The 15,463-nt window shown below is 66.6% G+C and carries 11 protein-coding genes; 4 read left to right on the top strand and 7 right to left on the bottom strand.

Features of this window, described 5'->3' with window-relative positions:
* The 7 genes from GBG68_RS06660 to pilG form a co-directional block, all read right to left on the bottom strand.
* On the bottom strand, positions 1-969 hold a 969-nt coding region (locus GBG68_RS06660), incomplete at its 3' end, for a chemotaxis protein CheB (protein ID WP_152146146.1).
* Positions 956-7,051, bottom strand: coding sequence for an Hpt domain-containing protein (locus tag GBG68_RS06655; RefSeq protein ID WP_152146145.1), 6,096 nt, complete (start codon positions 7,049-7,051; stop codon positions 956-958). The genes GBG68_RS06660 and GBG68_RS06655, both read right to left, overlap by 14 nt.
* Complete coding sequence (locus GBG68_RS06650; protein ID WP_152146144.1) at positions 7,048-7,956, bottom strand: CheR family methyltransferase; 909 nt, start codon at positions 7,954-7,956, stop codon at positions 7,048-7,050. Before GBG68_RS06650 ends, GBG68_RS06655 begins: the two co-directional genes overlap by 4 nt.
* An 18-nt stretch (positions 7,957-7,974) precedes the next feature.
* Entirely contained in the window at positions 7,975-10,008 is a 2,034-nt protein-coding gene (locus tag GBG68_RS06645) for a methyl-accepting chemotaxis protein (protein ID WP_152146143.1), read from the bottom strand.
* A 78-nt stretch (positions 10,009-10,086) separates the two neighbouring features.
* Positions 10,087-10,635: a chemotaxis protein CheW gene (locus GBG68_RS06640; protein WP_152146142.1), complete on the bottom strand. Its 549-nt coding sequence runs from the start codon at positions 10,633-10,635 to the stop codon at positions 10,087-10,089.
* Between the two features lie 28 nt (positions 10,636-10,663).
* A complete protein-coding gene (locus GBG68_RS06635) occupies positions 10,664-11,029 on the bottom strand; it encodes a response regulator (protein WP_152146141.1) in 366 nt (121 codons plus the stop codon).
* 70 nt (positions 11,030-11,099) lie between these two features.
* Positions 11,100-11,495 carry a twitching motility response regulator PilG gene (gene pilG, locus GBG68_RS06630; protein ID WP_152146140.1) on the bottom strand — a complete coding sequence of 132 codons (396 nt, stop codon included), beginning with the start codon at positions 11,493-11,495 and terminating at the stop codon, positions 11,100-11,102.
* 210 nt (positions 11,496-11,705) lie between these two features.
* Here pilG and gshA point away from each other — a divergent pair, with 210 nt between their 5' ends.
* Genes gshA through GBG68_RS06610 form a run of 4 tightly spaced genes read left to right on the top strand, consistent with a single transcriptional unit; the run spans position 11,706 to position 15,462 of the window.
* Positions 11,706-13,001 (top strand): glutamate--cysteine ligase, encoded by a 1,296-nt coding sequence (gene gshA / locus GBG68_RS06625; protein WP_152146139.1) that lies wholly within the window; start codon positions 11,706-11,708, stop codon positions 12,999-13,001.
* A 36-nt stretch (positions 13,002-13,037) separates the two neighbouring features.
* A complete protein-coding gene (gshB, locus tag GBG68_RS06620) occupies positions 13,038-13,985 on the top strand; it encodes a glutathione synthase (protein ID WP_152146138.1) in 948 nt (315 codons plus the stop codon).
* The gene (locus tag GBG68_RS06615) at positions 13,982-15,109 is read left to right on the top strand and encodes an FAD:protein FMN transferase (RefSeq protein WP_152146137.1); all 1,128 of its coding nucleotides are present in this window, start codon (positions 13,982-13,984) and stop codon (positions 15,107-15,109) included. Before gshB ends, GBG68_RS06615 begins: the two co-directional genes overlap by 4 nt.
* Positions 15,106-15,462, top strand: a complete 357-nt coding sequence (locus GBG68_RS06610; RefSeq protein ID WP_193222246.1) for a NusG domain II-containing protein — start codon at positions 15,106-15,108, stop codon at positions 15,460-15,462. Before GBG68_RS06615 ends, GBG68_RS06610 begins: the two co-directional genes overlap by 4 nt.
* Position 15,463 lies beyond the last annotated feature (1 nt).

Genomic DNA, 15,463 nt, shown 5'->3' with positions numbered 1-15,463 from the left:
GGCCAGCGCCTCGGGGGGTGCGCTGTGGGCCACGACGCCGGTGTTGCGCGCGCAACTGGGCATGCTGTCGATGGCGCAGCTGGCGGAATCCTGCGCCCAGACCAGGCCGCCGGCCCCGGCCTGACAGCCCCGCGCGCCATCGTCGCCCATGCCACTGAAGATGATCGCGCCGCCATTGGCACCGTAGCGCCGGGCGACTTCCTCCATCACCGAATCGATGGACGGCGCGTAGCTGAGCTTGCGGGTTTCCTCACCCAGGCGCACCCGCCCTTCGGCGTCTATGTGCAAGCGGCGCTCCACCGGGGCGATATACACACGCCCCGGGCGGATGTGCTCGCCTTCCGCCGCGGGCACTACCTGGAAGGCGCTGGAGCGGCTTAGCTGCTGCGCCATCACTTCCACGAAACCCTCGCCGATGTGCTGGGCGATGATGAAGGCGGCTTGCGGCGGCTCGGGCATCGCCCCCAAAAAGCGTTTGACGGCCTCCGGACCACCGAAGGACGCACCCAGCACCCACACCCGCTCGGGACGGTGGCCCTGAGGCGCCGCGGTGTCCGGTACGGACACCGCCACGATCGGGTCCGCGGCTGGGTTCTTCGGCGCCCCACCGCGCGGCGCTTCGCTGGGCTGACGCTGGGCGGCCCGGTGCAACTTTTCCGCCAGACGCAGCATCCAGGCGCGGTTATCGGGCCGCGCGCTGGCGTCGCAAAAGACCATGGGCGCCGGTGCCTTGTCCAGCAGTTCGCCCAGCGCGTCCAGGTCCCGGTCGGCGGCTTCGTCCAGGTCCACCAGCAAGACGTGCACCGACGGATGCTCGCCCAGATTGAACAGATAGCCCGCCAGGCTGTCCTCCAGCGACACGTCCAGCCCGCACCGAATCAGGGCCTCGCGCATCTCCTCGCGTCCCAGCTGGCTTGCCCCGAGTACCCCGACGCGCAGGGCCTCGTTCAACTGCTCAATCGCTGCCACCGCCCGCCCCCAGCAGTTCCTGGAGATTCTCCAGCAGATCGCTCTCCTGGTACGGCTTGCCCAGGTAGCGGTTGACGCCGATGTCCATGGCCCGCTGACGGTGCTTTTCGCCGGTCCGGGAGGTGATCATGATGATGGGCACGCCCTTCAGGCGCGCATCGTTGCGCATATGGGTGGCCAGCTCGTAGCCGTCCATCCGCGGCATCTCGATATCCAGCAGCATGGCATCGGGCAGATGCTCCTGCAGCTGTGCCACGGCGTCCACACCGTCCTTGGCGGTGACCACGTCCATACCATTGCGCTCCAGCAGGCGGGTGGCGACCTTGCGCATGGTGATGGAGTCGTCCACCACCATGATCAGTCGCTTGGCCCGCACCTGTTCCCGCTCACCGGCGCCACCGCCGGCCTCTTCCGAGATTAACTGGGTGATCCCCAGACGGACCAGCGAGCTGATGTCCAGAATCAGCACCACCCGCCCGTCTGCCAGAATGGTCGCGCCGAAGATCCCCGGCACGGTGCTGATCTGCGCACCCACCGATTTCACCACGATCTCACGGTTGCCCAGCAGGCCATCCACCTGCAGGGCGAGGCGGTGATCGCCGGTCTGAACCAGAATCAGCGGCGCGCGCTTGCCAGGCCCGGGCAACACCGGCTCGCCGGCACCCAGCAACACGGCAAGGCTGCGCACCTCGTAGCGCTCCTCACCGTACTGGTAATTCGCCTGCTCCGGATGCCGCAGGCACTCCTCCAGCTCTTCATGGCTCATGCGCACCACGCCCTCGATGCTGGAGAGCGGAATGGCGTAGGTTTCCTCACCGGCCTGGCACAACAGCGCCTGGTTCATGGCCAGGGTGAAGGGCAGACGCACCGTGAAAGTGGTACCCAGCCCGTCGACCGAGTCTATGTCCAGGGTGCCGCCCAGCTGTTTGATCTCCGCATTGACCACGTCCATGCCCACACCGCGCCCGGCGATCTGGTTCACCTCCTGGGCGGTGCTGAAGCCGGCCTCCAGCACGAACTGCATGATCTCCTTGTCGGTGAGCGGCGCATTCTCGGGCATCAGCCCACGGCTCACCGCCTTGTCGCGGATGGCCTGCAGGTTCATACCGGCACCGTCATCGCTCACCCGCACCACCACGTCGGCGCCTTCCCGATAGAAGGCGACATTGATGGTGCCGGTCTCCGGCTTGCCGGCCGCGGCCCGCGCCTGGGGCGCCTCGATACCGTGGGCGATGGCGTTGCGCAGCATATGCTCCAACGGCGGCACCATGCGCTCGAGCACGGTGCGGTCCATTTCGCCCTGGGCACCCTGGACATGAATCTGAGCCTGCCTGCCCAGTTCCTGGCCAGTCTGACGGACGATGCGACGCATGCGCGGTACCATATTGGCAAAGGGCACCATGCGGGTGCGCATCAAGCCGTCCTGCAACTCGGTGTTGACCCGGGACTGCTGCAGCAGCAGGGTTTCCGCCTCGCGGGAGAGATGGTCCAGCATGTTCTGGATGCTGAGCAGGTCATTGACCGACTCGCTCAGGCCGCGGGAAGTTTCCTGAATGCCGGAGAAACGGTCCAGCTCCAGGGGATCGAAATCCTCCTCCGGCTCCTCGGCCTCCACGCCCTCGTTCTCGCGCTCGAAGCGGTAGAGGATCTGGGTTTCGGTTTCGATCTCCATGGTGCGCAGCTGCTCGCGCAGACGGCTCACGGTCTGATCCAGCTCACCGAGGTTGAAGCGGAAGGCCCCCACCTGCTGCTCCAGGCGGGCGCGGTAAATGCTGACCTCGCCGGCGTAGTTCACCAGGTTGTCCAGCAACCCGGAGTGCACCCGTACCACGTCCTGACTGGCGCGGCTCTCTTCCTTGCTCGCTGCCCGGGCGGGCAGCTCCGGCAAGCCCTCCACGCTCGGGGCCGGCGCGGCCTCGCTCTCGGGCTTGCCCGCTTCCGGCGCGGCCACCGGCGGTACGGGGATGGCGGGTTCGTCCTCGCCACCGCCGTCGCGATAGCGGGCGATTTCCTCGATCAGTTTGGCGGCGGGCGCCAGGGGCTGCTTCTGCTCGGCCTGCTCGCGCTGGCTGTAGAGACAGTCAAAGACCCGCTCCAGCAAATCGAACAGGCCCGGCCCCACGGCCACCTGCTGCTTCTGCACGCCCACCAGCAGATTCTCCAGGGCGTGGCCCAGATCCGCGATGGGCGCGAAGCCCGCCATGCGCGCACCGCCCTTGAGGGTGTGCAGCGCGCGTTGCAGCTCGACCACCAGCTCGACGTGCTGGGGATTGTCGCTCCACTCATGCAACTGGGCCTCGGAGCTGGCGAGTATGTCGGAGGCCTCCTCCAGGAAGACTTCCACCAATTCCTCATCGGCGAGGTCGGCGAAATCGTCTTCCATCGCGCCGACCGCATCGACCTCCAGACCGCGCATGAGGGCGATCCTGGCCATGAGCTCCACCGGCGCCTCCGGCCTTTGGCCGGCGCGCGCCTGCACCACCAGGGCGTTCAGCCCGTCCAGGGATTCATGGAGCAGATTGAAGAAGCTGTCGTCTGCCGGCACCTTGTGCTCGGCCACTTCGCCGGAGAGGCTCTCCAGTACGTGGCACAGGCTGCCGATGCCGTTGAAGCCGGCCAGCCGCGCCCCGCCCTTGAGCGTATGCAGGGAACGGTGCAGCTCGGCAATGGTACCGGCATGCTCCGGCGCCTCTTCCCAGCGCTCCACCGTGGACTCCATGAACTGCAGGATATCCTCGGCCTCTTCCAGGAACAGGTCGATCAGTTCCTCGTCCACGTCATCGAAACCGCCGCCCGCGGCGTGGGCCTCCTCCGAGGCGACACGCTCGACCGGTATGTCAGCCAGCGGCTCCGGGGCCACTCGCGGCGCTTCGGCCTCGGTTGCCTGCGCCCGGGAAACAGTGAATTCGTCCTCCGACGGCTCCGCGTCCAGATCAAACGCCGCAGCAGCCAGGTAACCGGCGCCGGCCGCCTCATCGCTACGCTCGGCCAGCCGGCCCAGGAAGCTCTCCACCTCGGGCAACGCCCCACCCGGCTGGCCCAGAGCCTCCACCAGTTGATCGATCAGCTCGGCGCCTTCGTGCATCAAGGCCAGATCGTCGGCGCCCAGGGTTTCCTGGCGTTCCCGACGGCCATTGGCGAACCGCTCCAACGCCCGGCCAACCCGGGCAATGGGGTCAACGTCCGCCATATGGGCACTGCCGGTAAGGGTATGCAGTGCGCGTAGCAGCGCATCGTTGGCGGGTGCGCCACCTTCGGCGTCGGTGCGGGCCAGCTGCTCGCGGGCCGTGCTCAGGTGATCGCGGGTCTCGGAGCTGAAGATTTCGTAGAGCACCGGGTCCATGGCGGGCTCTTCCACCGGCTGCGCCGCCGGCGCATCCCTTTGCGTCCCTGTGTCGGGCGCTTCCGGCGACTCTAGCGCCACCTGATCATCTTCGTACGGCGCCGGGGCGCTGAGCTCGATCTCCTCGACCTGGGCGTTATCCCAGTCGAATTCCTGATCGCCGGCGGAGGACACTTCCTCGACGCCTTCCTCGGCGGCGAGCAGCTCCGGCTGCTCATCGGAAGCTTCCGGCGCAGCGTCGCCCGCTTCTGCGTGGGGGGCGCCCGCGGCACTGTCCTCGGCGGCTGGACCGGCCGGCGCCTCGGCTGAGGATGCAGCCTCCAGCTCAGCCAGTTCGTCGTGGCGCGAGGGGTCGGCCAACAGGTCGGTCCTGTGCATCAGGCCCCGGATATCGCCCTCGGGCCGACTGCCGTCGCGCATCTGCGCCACCAGGCCGGGAAGGAAGGCCATGGACTCATTGATGACCCGATGCACGCGCGGATCCGCGGCATCCACGCCGCGCTCCAGCACCTGGTTGAGCAGATTCTCGCAAGCCCAGGCGAGCTCGCCCAGCAGCAGGGCGCCGGCCAGACGGCCACTGCCCTTGAGGGTATGGAACATACGTCGGGTAGTGCCCAGAGCCCCCTGATCATCGGGATTCGCCTGCCACTTGGGCACTTCCTCCCGCAGGGTCTCCAGGACCTCATCGGCCTCTTCCAGGAAGATGTCGAGGATCTCGTCATCCAGATCCTCGCCGAACTCTTCAATCTCCAGATTGACGCGGCCCGTGGGCTTCACCGCCACGGCGGGCGGCGCGTCCGGCGCGGGGTCTTCGTCGACGGTCGGCTCGGTCGTCGGCGCGGCCGCCTCTTGCGGTTGCGGCTCGACGGCTTCCGGCTCAGGCTCAGGCTCGGCCTGCTCGGGCTCCTCATCCAGGGTCAGCTCACCGAAGGTGAAGGCGTCCCCGTCGGCGGCCTCCTCGTGGGTCACCGGCCCGTCGGCCGCCGGCGCTTCGCTCGCCGGGGCGGCGTTGCTGGCCACCAGTTCCGGCTCGCTGTCCTCGTCGGCCAGAGGCGGGTATCCCAGGCGCTCCAGCGCCTTTTGAGCGACATCGAGAATCTGTTCGGTGCCACCACGCTGCTCGCGCAGGCCTTCCAGGTAGTACTCCAGGCTGGTGATCCCGTCAGCCAGCGCATCCAGGGCCTCGCCCCCAGGCACGGTCTCACTCTCCAGCAGGCACTCGGTCACGCAGTTGCGCGCCGCGCCCACCAGGCCGGCGGCCCGACGCAGGTTAAGCAGCCGCAGCATGCCGCGCACATTGGCGAAGTGCTCCGGCACCTTGGGCAGTCCGGTGCTGTCCTCGTCCTCGATATAACGAACGATCGCTTCCTTGGCCTGGCCGAACTCCACGGCTGCCTCGCCCAGAGCGTTGTCGAAGACCTGCTGGAATTCGCTCTCGAACAGGCTATCACCGGCTTCGCCGATTTCGGTCTGCTCGGCCTCGGCGGTGGAACGCCCGCCGGCCAAGCTCGCCAGCGCCGACTCCACGTACAGCAGCGCCTCGGCGGTGCGCATCAGCTGCGCCTCGTCGAGCCTGGCATCACCGCTGCGCAGATCGTTGATGAAATCGACCTGCTCCTTGACCGCCTTGCGCGGCGCACCCAAGCCCAAGATCCCCAGAGTGTCTGCGATGCGCTTGAGGGTCTCGACCAATCCGGCCAGGCGTTCTTCGTCTGGCTGACCGCTACGCGCCATCAGATCCAGCGCGTCCTTCACCGCGGCCATGTCCTCGCCCACGGCACCGGCCACGGTGCCGAGGATCTCGGCATTGGGGGTACTCATACCCTGCTGGGCCTGCCTGATCTGCTCCTCGTCGAGCAGCAGATCCTTGAGGCCGTACTGGGCCTGGATCGCGGGCACACGCTCGCCCAGGGCTTCAGCCCGGGCGACGTAATACATGAGGTTGCGAATCAGGTCCCGCGGCGGTGAGACCTGCATGGCCTCTTCGCCTTCCACGCCGGCACGCTTGATCTGCCGATCCACCTGGCCCAGCAGCATCTTGACGCTGACACTGGTCTCCAGGGCGCCGGCCTCCAGCGCTTCCACCAGACCCGCGGCCACCCACCAGAGTGTGCCCGTCTGATCATCGGCGGAAGCTCCATCCAGCTGGTCGAGCACCTGCAGCATCTGGCGCAGGCCCTTGGCCGCGCCCTGCCCGCGCAGATAGGCGAGCAGCCCCAGCTGGAAGCGGTGACGCAGAGCCTTCGCCTGCTCCTGCAGCCCCCCACCGCGCTGGGCGTGGCGCGCCTGTGCCGCGCCCGCCTCCAGGTCGGGGGCGAAGAAGGCGTTGTCGGTGAGCAAGGCCGCGCCGCGAGCAGCGCGCATATCGTTCATCAGCGGCAACAGCAGTACGGGCACGTCCTGCTGGCCGCCCTGCAGCCGTTCCAGGTAATCCGGAAGCTGCAGGATGCCCCGCATGAGGACCTCGTAGGCCTCGTCCCGGTTACGCACCTGCTCTTCGAGCAGGGACTGGGTCAGGGCTTCCATTTCCTCGGCGAGCAGCGCCGCGCCGAACAGCTCCAGCATCTGCAGGATGCCGTGCACCTGGTGCAGATGCGTGGCGCAGAAGCGCAGCTGGCCGTCGTCCTCGGGTTCTTCTGTGTACGCCTCCAGCGCCTGCCCGGCCTGCTTGAGGGTCTCGTCCAGCTCTTTCTTGACCCAGCTCAGGGCGCTGTGGTCACTACCGGTGTGTCTGCTCATAGCCGCACCCGTGCCTGGTCCGCTTCACGACGAAAGGCGAGCACATCGGTGTCCGCCACCCGCATCATCTGCGGATGGCTCCAGCCGATCATTTCTCCGGCGCCCAGCACCAGAAGCCCGCCAACGCGCAAGTGACGCACCAGGCCGTTAAGTATTTGTTCGCGCCGTTCCCGATCGAAGTAGATCAGGACGTTCTGACAGTAGATCAGGTCCATGGGCGCCAGTGGCGCATGCCGGACCTCCAGCAGGTTCATGAAGGCGAAGCAGGTTCGCCGGCGCAGCCGTTCCATGATCCGGAAACCGCCGCCGTCCAGCGGCTCGCAGTAGGCACTGCGGTAGGGCTCCGGAATGTTGTTCAACCGCCGGGCGGGATAGGCCGCTTCCTTGCCGGTTGCCAGGGAGTAGAGGCTGATATCGGTGGCGGTGATGGCGTAGTAACCCCGGATTCGCTCGGCAAGGAAGGCCTCGTCCAGCACCATGGCCAGGGTAAAAGGCTCTTCCCCGGTGGAGCAGCCGGCGCTCCACAACTGTACCGTCTCGCCGTTGCCCGCCCGCTCGATGGCGCCCGGCAGCCAATGCTGGCGCAGGAACTCCACCGCCCGCGGATCACGGAAGAACCGGGTCTCGTGCACCGTCAGCCGATCGACCAGGGCCGTCCATTCCACCGCACCGGCCTGCCCGGAGGTGAGGTATTCGTAGTAGGACTGGTAGTCCTCATACCCCACTTCCCGCATACGCAGGCCGACACTGGTCATCAGGAAGGACTTGCGCTCCGGCGGCATGTTCATCCCGGTCCGGTCGTGCAGCAGCGCGACCCACTGGTCGAACTGCGCGCCGTCCATGTCAGGAAGTTTCTCAAGCCCGCCCCAGTAGACGGGCTGTGAGTTGTGTTCCGCCGTGGCCATGGTCGCCATCTGCTCCCTCTACTCCGGCAGCTTGAAGCCGGCCACCGAGTTGCGCAGATCGTTGGCCAGATCCGCCAGGTTGCCGATGGAGGTGGCGGTTTCGTTGGTGCCCGCGGAGGTCTGCGAGGTGATCTCCTGGATCACGTTCATGGTGTCGGACACGTTGGCCGCCGCGTTGGCCTGCTGACGCGAGGCCTCGGAGATGTTCTGGATCAGCCCGGCCAACTGCTGGGACACGCCCTCGATCTCGCGCAGCGCGTCGCCGGCGTCCTCGGCCAGTCGAGCCCCCTGCACCACGCCCGCGGTGCTCTGCTCCATGGAGATGACCGCTTCGTTGGTATCGGTCTGGATGGTCTTGACCAGCGCCTCGATCTGCTTGGTGGCGTTACCGGAGCGCTCGGCCAGTCGCTGCACCTCATCCGCGACCACCGCGAAACCGCGGCCGGACTCACCGGCCATGGCGGCCTGGATGGACGCGTTCAGGGCGAGGATATTGGTCTGGTCGGCAATGTCGTTGATCAGCTCGACGATGTTGCCGATCTCCTGAGAGGACTCACCCAGACGCTTGATGCGCTTGGAGGTCTCCTGGATCTGTTCGCGGATGGTGTCCATGCCGTCGATGGTGCGACGCACGGTCTCGGCACCTTTGAGCGCCAGATCCACCGACTTCTGCGCCACCGCGGCGGATTCCTGGGCGTTCTTCGACACTTGGTCGATGGACACCGCCATCTCGTTCACCGCCGCGGAGGCCGCGGTGATCTGATGGGCCTGGTGGTCCGAGGCTTCCGCCAGGTGCATGGCGGTGGCCTGAGTCTGCTGGGCCGCCGAGGAAACCTGCACCGAGGTCTCGTTAATGGTGGTTACCAGGCTGCGCAGGGAATCGATGGTGTCGTTGAAGGCATCGGCGATCGCGCCGGTGATCTCCTCGCCCACCGTGGCGTGCACGGTCAGATCACCTTCCTTGAGGTCCTCGATCTCGTCGAGCAGCGCCAGGATCGCCTCCTGGTTGCGCCGGGTCTGCTCATCGCTACGCGCCTTCTCGGCCTCCTTCTCGGCCACTTCCCGACGGCCCTGGGCTCGGGTGGCGATACCGCGCAGGAACAGCAGCACCAGCGCCAACAGGCCGAAGGCGAAGCCGGTCAACGGCGGCACCGGGCGGGTGTTCACCAGAGCGCGGTATTCCTTGAGCAGGAATTCGGTGGTGGCCTGCAGCTGCTCGGAGGTGATGAAGATATTGTCGGCGGCGTCGCGCACCCGGAACAGTTCCGGGGAACGCTCCAGGATCTCGCCGATCTGCCCCTGCATGGCGCCGAACTGCTTGTCGATCCGCTCCAGCGCCTGACGACCGCGGGCGTCGCTCACGCCGCTGGCCCGCAGCCCCTGGAGAACTTCGGCGAAGGCTTCCGTGGCGTTGCCAAGACGCTGCGCCGCGGTGATGTTGCCCACCCCACCGCGCAGCATCTCGCCGATGTGCCGGCCGATACGCTCGGCGGCCAGCTCCAGCTGGGTAGCCTGCTGGACCTGGGAACGCTGGGCACTGGACTGGATCAGCCGATCCGCCAGGGCCGCTGCCTGCTCCTGGATGAGGGGTACGGTGACGCGGAACTGCTCGGCCAGTTCGTTGACCCGGATAACCATTTCCCGGCGGGAGAGGATATTGTCCACGTCGGCGCGCACTTCTTCCCAAGGACGCACCACCTTCACCAGCGCCTCGGCGGCGTCTTCGGTGGCATTGACGGTGGCCGGCAGACCGGTCTCGGGGTTGCCGCCCTGCAGGATCTGCACGTTCTCGGCCAGGTCGGCTCGGGATTCGGCCAACAGGGCGAAGGCGTCGGTCTTGCCGTTGGCGGCCTCCGATGCGTTCTTGGCGATCTTCTGCGAGAGCACGCGGATCGCCTCGGCGCGCTGGATGTATTCACGGTCGAAACGCGCGTGATACTCCAGATAACCGAAGCTGACCACCATCAGCAGAATGGACAGTATTACCAGCAGACCCAGTACACGGGAGAGCGAGGAACCGCTCGTCTGCTGTCCTTGGCGAAACACCTTCATGGTTTGAACCCCTCCGAGAGAAAGCCGCGGTTCTACCGAGACCAAAAGGAAGCCTTTTTATTCCACCGACCGATTGTCTCAGCCGGCGACTTTCAGAAACTGTGGACTAGCCGCCAGTGCGTGCATGTCGAACACGTGCCAGTCGCCGTCGCCCCGTCGGAACACGCCGGTCAGATAAGGCGCCACCGCCCCATCCACGGCTCCGACTTCGGTGCTGTACTCTTCCTGGAAGAAGTGACGCATGCCCAGCACCTCATCCACCAGCAACCCGGCATGCACACCGACCTGATCGATCACCAACACGCGGCTGGCCCGATTAAGGCGCGCAGGCGGGCGCCCCAGATAGGCATTGAGGTCCATGATGGGCAGCAGATTACCGCGCACATTGGCCAAGCCCTTGACCCAGGTTTTGGCCCGCGGCACACGGGAAAGATCGGGATAGGTGAGAATTTCCGTCACATCGCCCAGGGCGGCGACGCAGCGCACTCCGCCGAGCCGGAATCCGATGCCCCCCCACTCCTCGCGGACTTCGTCCTGGGAAGGCAACTCGGCACCATGCTCGCGGCCACGGCGAGCATAGTCTTGCAGCAGAGTGAAGGCGGCCTGTTGTTGTTGTTCGTGCGCCATTTTTTTACACCAATGATTAACTGAGCCGTCAGCCGGCGAGAGCCGCCTTGATCTTGCTGTGCAGCTCTTCTTCCGTTACCGGCTTGGTTATGTAGTCCAAGGCACCCTGGCGCTTGGCCCAGATGCGGTCCGTGTCCTGATCCTTGGTGCTGATCATGACGATCGGGATGGATGAGGTCGCCGGGTCCTTGCTGAGCTTGCGGGTGGCCTGGAAGCCATTCACGCCGGGCATGACGATGTCCATCAGGATCACGTCCGGGGCACTCTCCTGCGCCACCTTGATGCCTTGCTCACCGGTCTCGGCCACCAGCACCTCGTAGCCATGCTTTTCCAGCATGCCCCTGAGCACGTGCACCTCGGTGGGTGAGTCGTCAACTACCAGAACTCGAGTCATGGAGCCCCCTTCAATTCGGATTTGGGCCCGCCCCCCCACTGGGGACGGAAACAATGGCGGTGCCGCCGCCTCAGGCCGCCTGCTTGCGGTGGCGCCGAATGGCCGACAGCAATTCGTCCCGGGTAAACGGCTTGGTGAGATACTGCTCGGAACCGACGACGCGGCCGCGCGCACGGTCGAACAGACCGTCCTTGCTCGAGAGCATGATCACCGGTGTCGCCCGGAAACTCTGATTATGCTTGATAAGGGCGCAGGTCTGATAGCCGTCCAGACGCGGCATCATGATATCGATAAAAATGATCTCGGGCCGGTAATCGGCGATCTTCGCGAGGGCCTCGAAGCCATCGGTGGCCGTGATCACGTCACAGCCTTCCTTCTTCAGCAAGGTCTCCGCCGTGCGACGGATGGTCTTGCTGTCATCGATGACCATTACCTTCAGGCCGTCCAGCCCGTCTTCACTAGCCATGCTATCCACCGACTCTCCCCCGGCTCGTTATCTGTTGTTCTTCAGACGACCTGTGTGTCGCCGTCGTGTCTTGTATTTTGCGCCGGTTACCAAGTTTATTTACCACACATCTACGGTACAATCCAACGGCCCGGGCAGGCGCCGCCTCCAATCCACTGGCCGGCCGCCGCCTTCCAACACAGGCCAAACCACCCTCAGCGAGAGGCCCTCATGGCAACGAATCCGACCCCGGCCGTCCCTCACCTTACCACCGCGTTGAACGGGCCGCTGCAACAAATCGAAACGCAGCTTCTGGAGCAGCAGCCGCAGATCGAGGCCTGGCTGCGCCAGCAGTGGCGACTCACCCCGGCGCCGTTCTACGGCTCGGTGGATCTGCGCAACGCCGGCTTCAAGCTTGCCCCGGTGGACACCAACTTGTTTCCGGCAGGCTTCAACAACCTCAACCCGGACTTCCTGCCGCTGTGCATACACGCCGTGCAGACAGCGATCGAGCGGCTTTGCCCCACGGCGGCCGACGTGGTGCTGGTGCCCGAGCGCCATACCCGCAACACCTTCTATCTGGAGAATGTCGCGGCCCTGCAGGAAATCATCACCAAGGCAGGCTTCCGCGTCCGCATCGGCTCGATCGCCGAGGAAATCACCGAAGCCACCACCCTGGCGCTGCCCTCGGGGCGCGATCTGGTGCTGGAGCCGCTGCAGCGCACGGGCCGGCGGGTGCACATCGGCGACTACCAGCCTTGCCTGGTGCTGCTCAACAACGACCTCTCCGGTGGGCGCCCCGAGATCCTCGAAGGCCTGGACCAGCCGGTGACTCCGCCTCCCGGAATCGGCTGGAGCAATCGCTCGAAGTCCGGACACTTCGGACACTACCGGAACGTGGCGACGGAGTTCTGTGAGCTGATCGGCATAGACCCCTGGCTGATCGACCCGCTGTTCCGCAACTGCGGCAAGATCGACTTCAAGAAGCGCGAGGGAGAGGACTGCCTGTCACGCAATGTTTCCGCCCTGCTCGCGGACATCCGCGCCAAGTACGAGGAGTACGGCATCGATCGCGAGCCCTTCGTGATCATCAAGGCCGATTCGGGCACCTATGGTATGGGCATCATGAGCGTCAGCAGCGTGGAGGAGATTCACCAGCTGAACCGCAAGCAGCGCAACAAGATGGCCTCCGCCAAGGAGGGTCTGGCCGTCAGCCGGGTGCTCATCCAGGAAGGGGTTTATACGTACGAAACCTGGGGCGAGCAGTTCGCAAGCGCCGAGCCGGTGGTCTACATGATCGACCACTTCGTAGTGGGCGGCTTCTACCGCGTGCACCAGGCGCGCAGCGCCACCGAGAACCTCAACGCCCCGGGCATGCAATTCCAGTCGCTGGCCTTCGCCGGCAGCTGTACCAACCCCGACCTCCACCAGGCGCCGGACGCCCAGCCCAACCGCTTCTATGCCTACGGCGTGATCGCTCGCCTGGCACTGCTGGCAGCGGCTCGGGAAATCGCCGAGCTGAAATAGGCCGAGCTGAAAACACCGGAACCCAAGGGAGACCTTATGAGCATCCGATGCGGCGTGGTGATGGACCCCATCGAGTCGATCACGCCTTACAAGGACACCAGCCTCGCCATGATGCTGGAAGCCCAGCGGCGCGGCTGGACACTGCGCTACCTGGAGTTGGGTGACCTTTACCTGCGCCAGGGCGAGGCCCGCGGTCGTCACCGAGCCATCCGCGTGCGGGACCAGGACCATGACTACTTCGAACTGGGCGAAGCCGAGGACGGCCCCCTGGCCGAGCTGGACGTGATCCTGATGCGCAAGGACCCGCCGGTGGACAGCCAGTTCCTGTACGCCAGCTACATTCTGGAGCACGCCCAGCAGGCCGGCGCGCTGGTGGTGAACCGCCCGCAGAGCCTGCGCGATGCCAATGAAAAGCTGTTCGCGCTGCAATTCCCCCAGTGCTGCGGCCCCTGCGAGGTGACCAGCGACGCGACCCGGCTGCGCGCCTTCGTCGCCGAGCACGGCAAGAGCGTCCTCAAGCCCCTGCACGGCATGGGGGGCGCGTCCATCTTCGTGGTGGAGCCCGACGAGGCGAACCTGTCGGTAATCATCGAGACCCTCACCGAGCACGGCGGCCGTTACATCATGGTCCAGAAGTTCCTGCCCGAGATCAAGGACGGCGACAAACGCATCTTGATGATCGACGGCGAACCGGTGCCTTACGCCCTGGCGCGCATCCCGGCGGCGGGCGAGACCCGCGGCAATCTGGCCGCCGGCGGCCGCGGCGAAGGGGTCGCTCTGAGCGACCGGGATCGCTGGATCGCCGAGCAGGTGGGCCCCACCCTGCGTGAGATGGGCCTGCTCTTCGTGGGCCTGGATGTGATCGGCGACTTCCTCACCGAGATCAACGTCACCAGCCCCACCTGCGTGCGCGAACTGGACGCCCTCTACGGCATCAACATCAGCGCCCAGCTGCTGGATGTCATCGAGAGGCGTCTGCGGTGAGAGCCCTGCTGCTCGCCGCGGTCGTGCTGCTGGCCGGCTGCGCCGAGCAGTCGGAGACACCCTGGCGGGGGCGCATTCTGGTCATGGGCACCGTGGTGGAGCTGAGCCTCTACGGGCTCACGGACGACGAAGCCCAGGCGCTGGGCCAACGCATCGAAGCGGACCTGCAGCGCCTGCATGACCGCCTGCACCCCTGGCAGGGCAACGGCGAACTGCGCCGGGTCAACGCCGCCCTGCGTGACGGCCAGCCCGTGGCCGCCTCCGCGGGGCTCGCCGCCCTGCTACGCCACGCTCAGACGCTCACCCGCGCCAGCGACGGGCTTTTCGACCCCGCCATCGCCCCGCTGATCCGTCTATGGGGCTTTCATCAAGAGACCACCCCCGCGCAGCCTCCGCCGCCCGGGGAGCTGCGCGCCTGGCGCGCCCGGCGCGCCAGCCTCGATGAGCTGCGCTTCGACCCGACAAGCGCCTCAGACGCCTGCGTGGAAAACGCGGGACCAAGAACGGCCGAGACCCAAGACTCACGACCAGGAGCCGCCCCCGCGGAGGAATGCGCCGGGACGCGGCTACTGCCCCCCGCCCAAGGCCTGGAGCTGGATCTGGGCGCCTTCGCCAAGGGCTACGCCGTGGACCGGGCGGTGGAAGCCGCGCGACGGGCCGGCGCCCGCGCGGCCATCGTCAACGCAGGGGGCGATCTGTGCACCCTGGGCCGACCGGCCAAACGCGACTGGCGCATCGGAATCCGCCACCCCCGCGAGAGCGGCGTGCTCGCCGCGGTGCGACTGCAGCCCGGCGAGTGCATCTTCACCTCCGGTGACTACGAACGGTACTTCCAGCATCAGGGCCGACGCTATCACCACCTGCTGGATCCTCGCAGCGGCGAACCCGCCCGCGGGGCGCAGTCGCTCACGGTGATCACCGAGCAGGGCACCCTGGCCGATGCGGCCGCCACGGCGCTGTTCGTGGCCGGCCCCACGCAATGGCCCCGGCTGGCCGCCCGGCTGGGCATCGAGCGCGTGTTGTTGATGGACAACCAGGGCCGCGCCCGGCTGAGCCCCGCCATGGCCGAGCGGCTGCGCTTCGAGCGCGAGCCGGCGGCCGTGCTCCAGGTGTCGATTCCGTGAGCTGGACCGACCGCCTGCTGTGCCTGCTCGCCCTGCTGGCGGTTATCGCCAGTTACGCGCTGCTCTGGGGCGAGCCGGGCCGGGCGACCCATGCCAGTGTCTGGGTGGCCGGCGAGCAACGCCATCGGCTAGCCCTGGACCAGCCGGGGCAATGGCGGGTACAGGGGCCGCTGGGCGAGAGCCGCATCGAGGTGCGGGATGGCCGGGTGCGGGTGACGGCCTCTCCCGGCCCGCGGCAGATCTGCGTGCGCACCGGCTGGCTGGAGCAGGCCGGCGAGAGCGCCATCTGCCTGCCCAACCAGGTGGTGGTGCGAGTGGAAGGCGACGGCGGCTACGATGCCATGAACTTTTAAG

This window comes from Alkalilimnicola sp. S0819 (assembly GCF_009295635.1).
In the GTDB taxonomy this organism is placed as follows: domain Bacteria; phylum Pseudomonadota; class Gammaproteobacteria; order Nitrococcales; family WHIW01; genus S0819.
The sequence above is the reverse complement of the archived record's forward strand: the minus strand, read 5'-3'. Positions and strand labels throughout refer to the sequence as shown.

What these genes read in the sequence shown, in the direction of transcription:
- GBG68_RS06655 (WP_152146145.1), bottom strand. Translation starts at nt 7,051, where the DNA reads ATGAGCAGACACACCGGTAGTGACCACAGCGCCCTGAGCTGGGTCAAG.
- GBG68_RS06650 (WP_152146144.1), bottom strand. Translation starts at nt 7,956, where the DNA reads ATGGCCACGGCGGAACACAACTCACAGCCCGTCTACTGGGGCGGGCTT.
- GBG68_RS06645 (WP_152146143.1), bottom strand. Translation starts at nt 10,008, where the DNA reads ATGAAGGTGTTTCGCCAAGGACAGCAGACGAGCGGTTCCTCGCTCTCC.
- GBG68_RS06640 (WP_152146142.1), bottom strand. Translation starts at nt 10,635, where the DNA reads ATGGCGCACGAACAACAACAACAGGCCGCCTTCACTCTGCTGCAAGAC.
- GBG68_RS06635 (WP_152146141.1), bottom strand. Translation starts at nt 11,029, where the DNA reads ATGACTCGAGTTCTGGTAGTTGACGACTCACCCACCGAGGTGCACGTG.
- pilG (WP_152146140.1), bottom strand. Translation starts at nt 11,495, where the DNA reads ATGGCTAGTGAAGACGGGCTGGACGGCCTGAAGGTAATGGTCATCGAT.
- gshA (WP_152146139.1), top strand. Translation starts at nt 11,706, where the DNA reads ATGGCAACGAATCCGACCCCGGCCGTCCCTCACCTTACCACCGCGTTG.
- gshB (WP_152146138.1), top strand. Translation starts at nt 13,038, where the DNA reads ATGAGCATCCGATGCGGCGTGGTGATGGACCCCATCGAGTCGATCACG.